Origin of the sequence: Clostridium sp. RTP31139st1_H3_RTP31139_211217 (assembly GCF_040227035.1) — a bacterium.
Lineage (GTDB): Bacteria > Bacillota > Clostridia > Clostridiales > Clostridiaceae > Clostridium > Clostridium saudiense.
Genome location: NZ_JBCOAB010000014.1, coordinates 19,959 through 33,774 on the forward strand (window position 1 = coordinate 19,959; position 13,816 = coordinate 33,774).

The window sequence follows — 13,816 nt, forward strand, 5'->3', positions numbered from 1 at the left end:
ATTTAAGGTATATAGTCCCTTTTTTTGTATATGTATAAATAGAATAAAACAATTAGCAAATACAAATATTAAAAAAGTAAATCAATTAAATAAAGACTTTGTTATTAATATAACGAAACTTAAGGATTATGTTGGAAGTACAAAAAAATATTGCTAAAGTAATATTAAAAAAATATTTATAAAAACAGAGTGAAAAATGTCAAAAAAATTACTGGATAGTTGAAAATGTTATCATTGTTGAAAAATAAGGGGTTTATAGTAGTGCTAATTATACAGTGAAAATAAAATAAAAAAAATATATAAAAAAAGTTTGACAAAAAATAAACAAACGAGTACAATAAGGGTGTGGACAAGTTAAAGAATTAACAATCAAAACAAAAACTTAACAAAGCCCAAAAGATAAGATATCAATTTAAAATTATTATAAATATTGATTATTTAGGAGGATGTAATACATGAAAGTTACAAACGCTCAAGAATTAACAGCAAGAATTAAACAATTAAGAGAAGCACAAAAGAAATTCGCTACTTACACTCAAGAACAAGTAGACGAAATCTTCAGACAAGCAGCTTTAGCAGCTAACCACAACAGAATTAAGTTAGCTAAATTAGCTGTAGAAGAAACTGGAATGGGAATAGTTGAAGATAAAGTTGTAAAGAACAACTTTGCTGCTGAATATATATATAACCAATATAAGGATATGAAAACTTGTGGAGTTTTAGAAGAAGATAAGACAAGTGGAATTACTAAAGTAGCAGAACCAATTGGTGTTATAGCTGCTATCGTTCCTACAACAAATCCAACATCAACAGCAATATTCAAGTGTTTAATAGCTTTAAAGACTAGAAATGCTATAATAATCTCTCCACACCCAAGAGCTAAGAATGCAACAATTGAAGCTGCTAGAATAGTTTTAGAAGCTGCAGTTAAAGCAGGAGCTCCAGAAGGAATAATCGGATGGATAGATCAACCATCAGTTGAATTATCACAAAATGTTATGAGAGAATCAGATATAATCCTAGCTACAGGTGGTCCAGCAATGGTTAAGGCTGCTTACTCATCAGGAAGACCAGCTTTAGGGGTTGGAGCAGGTAATACTCCAGCAATCATTGATGAAACAGCTCACATTAAAATGGCTGTAAACTCAATATTACTTTCTAAGACATTTGATAACGGTGTTATCTGTGCATCAGAACAATCAATCGTTGTTTTAGAACAAGTTTATGATGAAGTTAAGAGAGAATTAGCTGAAAGAGGAGCTTATATCCTTAAAGGTGAAGAAATAGATAAAGTTAGAAATATCATCTTAAATGAAAAAGGTGGATTAAATGCTGACATGGTTGGTCAATCTGCTTATAAGATAGCTAAGATGGCAGGAGTTAACGTTCCAGAAACAGCTAAAGTTTTAGTTGGTGAAGTTACTTCAGTTGAATTAGAAGAACCATTCTCACACGAAAAATTATCTCCAGTATTAGCTATGTACAAAGCTAAATCATTTGAAGAAGCTTTAGATAAAGCTGATAGATTAATAGAATTAGGTGGTATGGGTCATACTTCAGTTTTATATACTGATCAAGTTAAGAATAGAGATAGAGTATTAACATTCGGTGAAAGAATGAAAACTGCAAGAACATTAATAAACATGCCAGCAGCTCAAGGGGCTATCGGAGACTTATTTAACTTCAAATTAGCACCATCATTAACATTAGGTTGTGGATCATGGGGAGGAAACTCAGTTTCAGAAAACGTTGGTCCTAAGCACTTAATTAACGTTAAGAGCATTGCTGAAAGGAGAGAAAATATGCTTTGGTTTAGAGTTCCAGAAAAAACTTACTTCAAATACGGTTGTTTACCAGTAGCTTTAGCTGAATTAGGTGACATGGGTAAAAAGAAAGCATTCATCGTAACAGATAAAGTATTATTCGAAATGGGATACACTAACAAAGTTACAGAAGTTTTAGAATCACAAGGAATCCAATACAAAATATTCTCAGATGTTGAACCAGATCCAACATTAAGATGTGCTAGAGCTGGTGCTGCTGAAATGACTAGCTTCCAACCAGACGTTATAATTTCACTTGGTGGTGGATCAGCTATGGATGCTGCTAAGATTATGTGGGTTATGTACGAACATCCAGAAGTTAACTTCCACGATTTAGCTATGACATTCATGGATATAAGAAAGAGAATATACAGATTCCCAACTATGGGTCAAAAAGCTATGATGGTTTCAATAGCAACTTCAGCTGGTACTGGATCAGAAGTTACTCCATTCGCAGTTATCACTGACGAAGAAACTGGAATTAAGTATCCATTAGCTGACTACGAACTAACTCCAGATATGGCTATCGTTGACGCTGAGTTAATGATGACTTCTCCTAAGGGATTAACAGCTTGTGCTGGTATCGACGTATTAGTTCACTCAATTGAAGCTTATGTTTCAATAATGGCTTCTGAATACACTAACGGATTAGCTTTAGAAGCAATCAGATTAGTATTCAAGTATTTACCAGATGCTTATAATGAAGGTACAACTAACATTAAAGCAAGAGAAAAAATGGCTCATGCATCTTGTATGGCAGGTATGGCATTCAGTAATGCATTCTTAGGAATTAACCACTCAATGGCTCATAAGCTAGGTGCATTCCACCACTTACCACACGGTATGGCTAACTCTTTAGTTATGAAAGAAGTTATTAAGTTCAATGCTACTGATGCTCCAACTAAGCAAGCAGCATTTGCTCAATACAAATATCCAAATGCAGCATGGAGATATGCTAAGATAGCAGATCACTTAGGATTAGGTGGAAACACTGAAGCTGAAAAAGTTGAATTATTATTAAAGGCTATAGACGAGTTACAAAACAAAGTAAATATGCCTAAGACAATTAAAGATGCTGGTGTAAGTGAAGTTAAATTCTTCGAAACATTAGATGAAATGGTTGAGCAAGCATTTGATGACCAATGTACAGGAGCTAACCCAAGATATCCATTAATGTCTGAATTAAAAGAAATGTATATCACTAGCTACTATGGAGAAAATGCTAAAGATGAAGCTAAAGCTGAAGCAGCTCCAACTAAAAAAGAAAAGAAAGCTAAATAATCAATAATAATATATAAGGTCCTAGCGGAAGCTAGGGCTTTTTTTTAGATAATCAGAAAAAGATATCTTAAAATAATTTATGAAATAAGTGTAAAAAATAATATTATCCTAAAAAGAATTTACATATTTGATTTAACTTAGAAATTTGAGCGATAAAATTTATAATACTATATATGGTAATTTTAAAGTTAAAAGATTCATATAATTACATAATTTATATGATAATAGGAGTGTTTATATTAAAATTAATATAAATATATATTTATATATAGAAATATTCTATTGAATTTAAAAATGCTTTTTATAAAAGTTGTGATATAATATTCACAATAATAATACGAGGAGATAAAAGTTTGAGTAAGAATAGTTTAAAATTAAATGAAATTTCATTATTCTCTCATATAAATAATAATACAATACATAAGTTAAATGAAATTTGTTTTGTAAGGCAATTAAAAAAAGGGGAGCATCTTTTTAGAGATAAGGAAATAATAAAGAGTATTTATATAGTTAAAAGTGGCAAGGTTGCATTATATAAACAAAGTGAATCAGCACAAAAAAAAGTTATTTTTATTTTAGGTAAAGATACAGTAATTAATGAAGTAATAATTGATGATTTACCAGCTTCTATTAATTGTGAAGCTTTTGAAAAAGCAGAAATCTTATGTTTTGATAGAATAAAATTTTTAGATATTATGAAAGAGGATTTTGAACTTTCTAAAATAATAATTAATTCATTAGCAATGAAAGTAAGAAGATTATATAGACAAGGAAAAAATTCAATTCCTATAAAGGTTGAAAAGAGAGTTGCAGCAAAGTTATGGAAATTATCGAGAGATTATGGAATAGAAATAGAAGAGGGTACATTGATTGATTTAAACATAACGATTACATATTTAGCTGATATGTTTGGGGCCCCAAGGGAAACAATTTCAAGAGCTTTAAAAATTTTAAATAATGAAGGTTTAATCATAAATAAAAATAAAAGAATTATAGTTCCTGATAGAGAAAAATTAGTTAGATTCTTCAAAGATAATTAAGAAAATTTAAATGATGTGATAAATGTCACATCTTTTTTTTTGTAAAAAAAATATAATTTAAACATCGACTTGTTAATGTATTAACAAGAAAAAGAAAAAATAAGCTAAGAGGTGTTTTACATGGGATATAAACTTAACTTAGAAAATATGAATTTAGCTTTAAAAGAGTTAAAGAAAACATATAGAATCTATGCTCCAAAAGTTTTTGAAGGTGCAGGAACTTTTTCTGATACTGATAGAGTAAGATATGGAGAAGTTTCTACAATAGAAGAAATTGAATTTGATAAAAAATCAAGTTATTCATATAAAGAAACAATTTTACCTACAAGACAAACCTTATTCTTCTTTAATGATGATGAATGTAAAGAAGCAGAAGTAGATGAGAGACCAGCGTTAGTATTCTTAAGAAGTTGTGAAATTCATTCTGTAAAGAGAATAGATGATATATACTTAAGAAATGGCTTTGAAGATATCTACTATAAAAAGATGAGAGAAAATGCAAAGTTTATCTTAATTGGTTGTGAAAACAGTTTTGAAAATTGTTTCTGTGTAAGCATGGGATCTAATAAAACTGATGAATACAATGCTTATATCAAGGTTGATGGACAAGATGTGTACTTAGATGTTAAGGATGAGGAAATTGCAGCTATTTTAGATTATGTAGAAAAAGAAGAAAAGGAAGTTACTCCTGATTTCGTTACAGAAAATCCAGTTAAAGTTAATATTCCAGAAAATTTAGGTTTAGAAGTTATGAAATCTACAATGTGGAATGAATATAATGAAAGATGTATAACTTGTGGTAGATGTAACTTTGTCTGTCCAACATGTACATGCTTCACTATGCAAGATATAACTTATAAAGATAATAAAAATGCTGGTGAAAGAAGAAGAGTATGGGCATCATGTCATGTGGATGGATATACAGATATGGCTGGTGGACATAGCTTTAGAAAAGAAAAAGGTCAAAAGATGAGATTTAAAACTCTTCATAAAGTATATGACTACAAGAAAAAGTGGGGATATCATATGTGTGTTGGATGTGGTAGATGTGATGATATATGTCCAGAATACATCAGTTTCTCTACAATCATTAATAAGTTAGAAGATGCTATGAACGAGGTGAAGAATAATGACTAAGAATGAATACATACCATTTAGATCAGAAATTTTAGAAGTAATTGAACATACTCCAATAGAATATACTTTTAGAATGGCTTTTAACGGAGATGTTAAACCAGGTCAATTCTTTGAAGTATCTCTTCCAAAGTATGGTGAAGCACCAATATCTGTAAGTGGAATTGGTGAAGGATATGTTGACTTAACAATAAGAAGAGTTGGTAAAGTTACTAATGAAATATTTAAAAACTATGTAGGAGATAAGTTATTCTTAAGAGGACCTTATGGAAATGGTTTTGATATAGAAAACTATAAAAACAAAGAAGTAATAGTAGTTGCTGGAGGAACAGGTCTTTCACCAGTAAGAGGAATAGTAGAATACTTCTCTAAAAATACAAATGATTGTACAAGCATGACATTAATTACAGGATTTAAGTCACCAGAAGATGTTTTATTTAAAGAAGACATGAAAGAATGGGAAAAGACTATGAATCTTATTTTAACAGTTGATACTGCTAAAGAAGGTTATGAAGGTAAAGTAGGATTAGTTACTAAATATATTCCTGAATTAGAAATAAAAGATATGGATAATGTACAAGTAGTTGTTGTTGGACCTCCAATGATGATGAAGTTTACTGTTTTAGAATTCTTAAAGCTTGGAATAAAGGAAGAAAATATCTGGATTTCTCAAGAAAGAAAAATGTGCTGTGGAATAGGTAAATGTGGACACTGTAAAATAGATGATACTTATATTTGTTTAGATGGACCAGTATTTAACTATACAGTAGGAAAATCTTTAATTGATTAGGAGGAAGTAATTAATGGATATCAATACTAAAAAGCTAAAAAAGAATGCCTTTAGAGTTACAAAACATAGAGGTCTTACAGCATCAAGAATAAGAGTTCCAGGTGGACACTTAAATGCTAAATATTTAGGTTTAATTCAAGAAATTGCTGAAACATATGGTAATGGAACAGTTCATTTAACTACTAGACAAGGATTTGAAGTTCCAGGAATCGATATGAAAAACATGGATAAGGTTAATGAATTACTTCAACCAATCATTGAAGGATTAGAAATTAATCAATTAGTACCAGGTAAAGGGTATACATCTGCTGGTACAAGAAATGTAAGTGCATGTATAGGAAATAATGTATGTCCATTTGCTAATTACAATACAACTAACTTTGCTAAGAAAATAGAAAAAGCAATATTCCCAAATGACTTACACTTTAAGGTTGCTTTAACAGGATGTCCTAACGATTGTATGAAGGTTAGAATGCATGACTTCGGTATTATTGGGATGACTGAACCACAATTAGATGAAAGTAAATGTATATCTTGTGGTGCATGTGTTAGAGCTTGTACTAAGAAATCAACAGCAGCATTACATGCTGAAAACTATACGCCAGTTAGAGATCATAGCAAATGTATCGGATGTGGTGAATGTGTAATTAACTGTCCAACAGGAGCATGGACTAGAAGTAAAGAAAAATACTATAGACTTGCCATTATGGGTAGAACAGGTAAGAAGAATCCAAGACTTGCTGAAGACTTCTTAATTTGGGCTGATGAAGAAAGTATAATTAAAATAATAGTTAATACTTATAAATATGTTGAACAATATATTGATAAAAATGCACCAGGTGGTAAAGAGCATATTGGATATATTGTAGATAGAACTGGATTTGAAGAGTTTAAGAAATGGGCTTTAGATGGAGTTACATTATCAGATAAAGCTATAATGATAAATAATGTATATTGGAGTGGTATCAAATACCCTAATATATAATGACTAAAAAGAGCACTGATGTGCTCTTTTTTTATGCGATAATTTACTTATATGGAGTAATAACGGAAAATTAAATATTATATTTTGAGGAATAAGTTGAATTTCATCTTTAATTTATATAATTAATTTCGGATAATTTGATAAAGTTTATAAAGTGGTTATCACTTGGGTAAATTACTTTTAAAAAAAGTATGACAAATAGTATTTAAGAATTTTATTTTTAATGGAAACTCGCTCTTCATTATCATTCAGAGGAGTAAGTTCAGCTAACTAAATTAAAATTTAGAGCTTTTAAGGGAGACTCGCTCCTCATTATCATTCAGAGGAGTAAGTTCAGCTAACTAAATTAAAATTTAGAGCTTCACTTAATTTTCACAATGTAAAATTCATATCTTTGGGGAAGGTTACATAAGAATGTATAAATAAAGTTTGTAAAGGTGGTAAGGAAGAGATGAAAAAAATAGTGGTATTTATATTAATGTTATTTTCTATAAGTGTAGTTGGGTGTAGTAGTAATATATCATCTAAAGATATTAATGAAATGAAAGAAATTGTAGATAAAGTGCTGTCATATGAAAATTCATATGATGATGAAGTAAGTAATTATATTGATGAAGACACATTTAATGAATGCAATTACGAAGTTTTTTACAGTTACCTTATTGGAAAAGTTGAATTTACTAAATATGAAAGTGAAGTTAAGGGGGTAACAAAGGAAGATGGAGAATATAAGCTTTGTATGGTTTTAAATATGGAGGCACAAGGGACAACTTTAGAAAGTGATGGGGTAGAGGAAGGATATGATTCAGTAGAGGGAAATAATGTTCCAGTAGAGGTTGTTCTTAAAAAGGAAAAAGGAAATTATGTAATTAAGAGTGTTAAGGAGTATGAAAGTTTAGAAATAGCTGAAAATGAAAATGTAAATTTCCGAAAAAATGAATAATATACGTGGTAATTTATTGTAAGTATAAAATTACCAAATTGTTATAAAGTCAGAAAATATGCAGAAATTTTATTGGTATTTTTATGGTTATTAAGGAATGTGAAATTTAGATTAGTCATTATTGGTATGTAAAGAAGGAATCTACTGTTAGTTCTGTGATAAAAATATGATATAACTGTATCTGGCGGCTTTAGTGAAAGTAAAAAGTACTTTGAACTAATAAGATATTGGACAATATTAAGTTGTTCGAAAAAATAAAAAGGAGTGGTACAGATGAAGAAAAAACTAATTGCCAGTATAGTTACATTAACAGTGCTAGGGGGTGCGGTTACACCAACTTTTGCAGCTGTAAAAGAATGTTCTCAAGGAAAAACAAATTTAATAACAATTAATAAAGTAAGTTCTTCAGAAACAAATTCAAGTGAAAATAATAAATGTAGTATTTCAGGTGGCTTATTACAAGGAGTAATATTCAAAAAAATATGGTGGTCGAATAGTTCATGTGGAAGTATAATTATTGGAGGAACAGTAGACAAGCCTAATAATGGAGGAAACAATAACAATAATAATAACGATAGTATAGTTCCACCAAGTAACAATACTGAAACACCAGAGGATACAATAGTTCCACCAACTGTTGATGAAACACCAAGTACACCAGATACACCAACAGTGGATGAAACGCCAAGTGTTCCAGATACACCGGTAGTGGATGAAACACCAAGTGTTCCGGATACACCAACAGTAGATGAAACACCAAGTGTTCCAAATACACCAGTAGTTGACGAAACACCGGATAACTCTACAGAAAATAATGTAACTAATGCGGATGAAAACTTTATGGCAGCTGTAGAAACAGCTATATATAATAAAGTAAATGAAGAAAGAACAAAAGCAGGAGTTCCAACATTAACATATAATACAGTAATGCAAAAATACGCTAGAATTAAATCGCAAGATATGGGAGATAATAATTACTTTAGTCATGAAGATTTAAATGGAAATCTTATAACAACTCAAATGAAAAAAGACGGCGTATCATATAAGGCATGGGGAGAAAATATAGCCTATATTGGCGGTAATATAAGCGCAGATGCTTTAGCAGAAAGATTTATGACAAACTGGATGAACTCATCAGGTCATAGAGAAAATATATTATCAACTAACTTCTCAAGTATAGGAGTTGGAGTATATAAAATAGGTAATAAAGTATATGCTACTCAAGAATTTTATAGATAATTAAATAGTTAAATAAATATTGAAATGAGAGATTGTAAATAAAAATTGCAATCTCTCATTTTTTTTATATTTAAACGAATTTTATGCTATACTTTAATAATGATTGAAAGAGTTGTAAAAAAGGCTGTAGATTTTATATAATATGATGAAGAAATATTTGAGGTGAAAAAATGAAACCATTAGCAGATTTAATTAGGCCTACACAATTAAGTGAAGTTTGTGGTCAACAACATATATTAGGAGAAAATAAAATTTTAGATAGAATAGTAAAGAGTGGTAGAATTTCAAATATGATATTTTATGGGCCACCAGGAGTAGGAAAGACCACAGTAGCGAATATTATTGCAGAAAAGGCAGGAAAAAGATTTTATAAGCTTAATGCTACAAATGCTTCATTAAAAGATATTCAGGAAATAACAAAAGAGTTAGATACTTTTTTAGGCGTTAATGGTGTGGTTCTTTATTTAGACGAGATTCAAAACTTTAATAAAAAGCAGCAACAATCACTTTTAGAATATATTGAAGATGGAAGAATAACTTTAATTGCATCAACTACAGAAAATCCATATTTTTATATTTTTAAGGCTTTACTTTCAAGATCAACTATATTTGAGTTCAAACCAGTAGAAGAGGATGATATAAAGAAAGCGCTTAATAGAGCTATAGATATTAAAAGTAAAGGATATAATGAAATAAAATTAGATGTTAAAGATGAAGCTATAAATTATTTAGCATCTTATTGTAATGGCGATGTAAGAAAGGCTATTAATGGATTAGAAATTGCATTAAATTCAACTAGGCCTAATAGTGATAAAATTGTAGTAATTGATTTAAATGTTGTTAAGGATTCAACTCAAAGTAAGGTAATTGCTTATGATAATGATGGTGATGCACATTATGATATACTAAGTGCCTTTCAAAAATCAATTCGTGGTAGTGATGCTGACGCTGCTATTCATTATTTAGCTAGACTTATTAAGGCTGGTGATTTGATTTCTATTTGTAGAAGATTACAAGTAATTGCAGCGGAGGATATAGGTCTTGCTTATCCACAGGCAAGTTTAATTGTAAAGTCACTAGTTGATTCTGCTAGGGAATTAGGATTTCCAGAAGCAAGAATTCCACTTGCAGAGGCAACTATCCTTTTAGCAACAAGTCCAAAATCTAATTCAGCATATTTAGCAATAGATGCAGCATTAAATGATTTAGAAAATATGTCTATAGGGGATATACCTACTCATTTAAAGGATGCTCATTATAGTGGAGCGTGTAAAATGGGAAGAGGAATTGAATATAAATATCCACATAGCTATCCTAATCATTATGTAACACAACAATATTTACCTAATAACTTGAAAAATAGAACTTATTATGAGTATGGAGATAATAAGTTTGAAAGAGCTACAAAAGATTATTGGGATAAAATTAAAAAGTAAAATAATAATATAATAAAATGGGGAAACAGATGATGAAACAAGAGAAGTATAATGATTATTTACAAATTTTAAAAGAAGAACTAGTACCAGCAATGGGATGTACTGAACCTATTGCCATAGCATATGCAGCTGCAAAGGCTAGAGAAGTATTAGGGAAAATGCCAGATAAGGTTGTGGCAAAATGTAGCGGTAATATAATAAAAAATGCAATGTGTGTAACTGTTCCTAATACAGGAGATTTAGTAGGAATTAAGGCTAGTTCAATAATTGGAGTTTTAGCTGGTGATTCAAGTAAAGAATTGCAAGTTATTAGTGAAGTAGGAGAAGAGCATATAAATGAAGCTAATAAACTTATGAATGAAGATTATTGCTTTGTTGAAAGATTAGATACAGATATTCAGTTACATATAGTAATGGAAGTATATAGTGAAAATGATAGCGCCATAGTTGAAATAAAATATGCACATAATAATATATCTAAGGTAATAAAAAATGGGGAGATATTATTCGAAGGTAATGAGGATCCAAGTAAATATTTAGGTGTATTTATTGATAGAAGTATTTTAAATGTTAATGATATATATGAATTTGCAAATACTGTTGATATTAAAGATATAAAAGAATTGTTAGATAAACAAATAGAGTATAACATATCAATAGCAGAAGAAGGATTAAAAGGAGAATATGGAGTAGGTATAGGTAAAATGCTTATGAAATGCTATCCAAACTCAATTGTTACTAAGCTAAAAGTTTATGCTGCAGCTGCTTCAGAAGCAAGAATGAGTGGTAGTTCATTACCTGTTATGACTAACTCAGGAAGTGGAAATCAAGGTATGGCAACTTCAATTCCAGTAATAATATATGCAAAAGAAAAGGGATTGTCTGAAGAGTTATTATATAGAGGGTTAGTATTCTCTAATCTAATGACTATACATCAAAAAACAGGTATAGGAAGACTTTCTGCCTTTTGTGGGGCTGTAAGTGCAGGATGTGCTAGTGGAGCTGCAATTACATATTTAGAAGGTGGTACATTAGATCAAATAAATAAGACGGTTACAAATACATTAGCGAATATTTCAGGAATAGTTTGTGATGGAGCAAAGGCATCTTGTGCAGCTAAAATAGCTACCAGTGTTGATGCTAGTATGATGGGGCATTATCTTGCTATGGAAGATCAATGTTATAGTGCTAATACGGGTATATTGAAGGAAAATATTGAAAAAACAATAACTGCAGTAGGTAGATTAGGTAAAGAGGGAATGAAAGAAACTGATAAAGAAATACTAGAAATAATGCTTGAAGTATAATGAATTTTAATAATATAAAAAGTTAAAAATATTTAAATAAAATAAATGATGTAATGAATAAAACTCATTAAAAAAGTTTACATAAAAAATTTGAAGTTAATTCTGAAAGTATGTGTATTTCAGGGTTGACAAAAACAGAGTAAGTTAGTATGATATAAACATAAAGCAGAGCAAAAAAGTCTGAATAAGGGGTGAGAAAATGAAACTATCAACTAAAGGAAGATATGGAGTAAAAGCCATGGTTGAATTAGCAATCCATTATGGAAGTTCTCCCCTATCAATAAAAACTATTTCGCAAAGGCAAGGAATATCTGAGTATTATTTAGAGCAATTATTTTCACCGCTAAGAAGAGCAAAACTTATTAATAGTATAAGGGGGGCTCAAGGTGGATATGTTTTAGGTAGAGAACCTAAAGATATAAAAGTATCTGATATAATGTACGTCCTTGAGGGCCCAATAGAAATTGCTGATTGTATTGAAGGGGTATCATGTGATAATATAGATTGCTGCGCAACTAGACTTTTATGGACAAAAATTAAAAATAGTATAGATGAAGTTATGGAAGGCATAACGTTACAAGATATAGTAGATGACTACAATAAAATTAAAGAAAAGAATGAAGCATTAACATTAAAGAGGAGTGAGCAATAATGAAAACAGTATATATGGACTATGCGGCTACTACTTATGTAAAGCCAGAAGTTTTAGAAGAAATGATGCCGTATTTTACAGAAAAGTTTGGTAATCCATCATCTTTTTATGGAATATCAAGAGAAACTAAGATGGCAATTGATAAAGCTAGAGGTCAAGTTGCTAAAGCTTTAAATTGTGATATGAATGAGGTTTACTTCACAGGGGGTGGATCTGAGTCAGATAACTGGGCAATTAAAGGTATTGCATCAGCACATAGAAAAAAAGGAAATCATATAATAACTACTAAGATAGAACATCATGCAGTTCTTCATACTTGTGAATATCTAGAAAAGAATGGTTTTGAAGTAACTTATTTAGATGTTAATGAAGAAGGATTTATTGATTTAGAAGAATTAAAAAATGCAATAACTGATAAAACTATTTTAGTATCAATTATGTTTGCAAATAATGAAATTGGAACTATTCAACCAATAAAAGAAATTGGTGCAATTTGTAGAGAAAGAAAAGTTCTATTCCATACAGATGCAGTTCAAGCAGTTGGAAATGTTCCAGTTGATGTAAAAGAAATGAATATAGACCTTTTATCTTTAGCAGGACATAAGATTTATGGACCTAAAGGAATAGGTGCTTTATACATAAGAAAAGGTGTAAGAATAGACAACTTAATCCATGGTGGAGGTCAAGAAAGAGCTAGAAGAGCAGGTACAGAAAATATAGCTTCAGTTGTTGGATTAGGTAAAGCTATAGAGTTAGCTACAAATGATATTGAAGCTCATATGGAAAGACTTACAGTGCTTAGAGATAAACTTATAGATGGAATATTAGAAAGAGTTCCATATTCATATTTAAATGGACCAAGAGGTGATAAGAGATTACCTGGTAATGTAAATGTAAGATTTACGTATATAGAAGGTGAATCAATTTTATTATCTTTAGATTTTGAAGGAATATGTGCATCAAGTGGTAGTGCTTGTACATCAGGATCATTAGACCCATCACATGTACTTTTAGCAATAGGATTACCACATGAATTAGCTCATGGATCATTAAGATTAACATTAGGTGATGGATCAACAGAAGAAGATGTTGATTATGTTTTAGAGGTATTACCTGGAATTATTCAAAGAATTAGAAATATGTCACCATTATGGAGTGATTTTGTTAAGAAGGGAGAAAAATAATT

At 30.2% G+C, this 13,816-nt stretch carries 11 protein-coding genes; all 11 read left to right on the top strand.

The genetic code is table 11. From position 1 onward, the window contains the following. Positions 1 to 455: 455 nt before the first annotated feature. The 11 genes from adhE to nifS all read left to right on the top strand — a co-directional run bounded on the left by adhE (position 456) and on the right by nifS (position 13,814). Positions 456 to 3,104, top strand: coding sequence for a bifunctional acetaldehyde-CoA/alcohol dehydrogenase (adhE, locus tag ABUA17_RS08065; protein ID WP_042395293.1), 2,649 nt, complete (start codon positions 456 to 458; stop codon positions 3,102 to 3,104). A 353-nt stretch (positions 3,105 to 3,457) separates the two neighbouring features. Beyond that, on the top strand, positions 3,458 to 4,144 hold the full coding sequence (locus tag ABUA17_RS08070; RefSeq protein ID WP_207743350.1) for a Crp/Fnr family transcriptional regulator: 687 nt from the start codon (positions 3,458 to 3,460) through the stop codon (positions 4,142 to 4,144). A 120-nt stretch (positions 4,145 to 4,264) separates the two neighbouring features. Continuing rightward, a complete protein-coding gene (gene asrA / locus ABUA17_RS08075; protein ID WP_042395299.1) occupies positions 4,265 to 5,281 on the top strand; it encodes an anaerobic sulfite reductase subunit AsrA in 1,017 nt (338 codons plus the stop codon). Then, on the top strand, positions 5,274 to 6,068 hold the full coding sequence (gene asrB, locus ABUA17_RS08080; protein WP_042395302.1) for an anaerobic sulfite reductase subunit AsrB: 795 nt from the start codon (positions 5,274 to 5,276) through the stop codon (positions 6,066 to 6,068). The genes asrA and asrB overlap by 8 nt, the downstream gene beginning before the upstream one ends. 13 nt (positions 6,069 to 6,081) lie before the next feature. Then, on the top strand, positions 6,082 to 7,053 hold the full coding sequence (asrC, locus tag ABUA17_RS08085; protein WP_042395305.1) for a sulfite reductase subunit C: 972 nt from the start codon (positions 6,082 to 6,084) through the stop codon (positions 7,051 to 7,053). 451 nt (positions 7,054 to 7,504) lie between these two features. Beyond that, a complete protein-coding gene (locus tag ABUA17_RS08090; RefSeq protein WP_195951305.1) occupies positions 7,505 to 7,996 on the top strand; it encodes a hypothetical protein in 492 nt (163 codons plus the stop codon). Positions 7,997 to 8,269: 273 nt separating this feature from the next. Continuing rightward, entirely contained in the window at positions 8,270 to 9,235 is a 966-nt protein-coding gene (locus ABUA17_RS08095; RefSeq protein ID WP_195951306.1) for a CAP domain-containing protein, read from the top strand. Positions 9,236 to 9,405: 170 nt separating this feature from the next. After that, the gene (locus tag ABUA17_RS08100) at positions 9,406 to 10,671 is read left to right on the top strand and encodes a replication-associated recombination protein A (RefSeq protein ID WP_042395310.1); all 1,266 of its coding nucleotides are present in this window, start codon (positions 9,406 to 9,408) and stop codon (positions 10,669 to 10,671) included. A 29-nt stretch (positions 10,672 to 10,700) separates the two neighbouring features. Next, entirely contained in the window at positions 10,701 to 11,978 is a 1,278-nt protein-coding gene (locus ABUA17_RS08105) for an L-cysteine desulfidase family protein (protein WP_042395312.1), read from the top strand. 199 nt (positions 11,979 to 12,177) lie between these two features. Next, positions 12,178 to 12,630: an RrF2 family transcriptional regulator gene (locus tag ABUA17_RS08110; RefSeq protein WP_042395317.1), complete on the top strand. Its 453-nt coding sequence runs from the start codon at positions 12,178 to 12,180 to the stop codon at positions 12,628 to 12,630. After that, positions 12,630 to 13,814 carry a cysteine desulfurase NifS gene (nifS, locus tag ABUA17_RS08115; RefSeq protein WP_042395320.1) on the top strand — a complete coding sequence of 395 codons (1,185 nt, stop codon included), beginning with the start codon at positions 12,630 to 12,632 and terminating at the stop codon, positions 13,812 to 13,814. Before ABUA17_RS08110 ends, nifS begins: the two co-directional genes overlap by 1 nt. Positions 13,815 to 13,816: the final 2 nt, after the last annotated feature.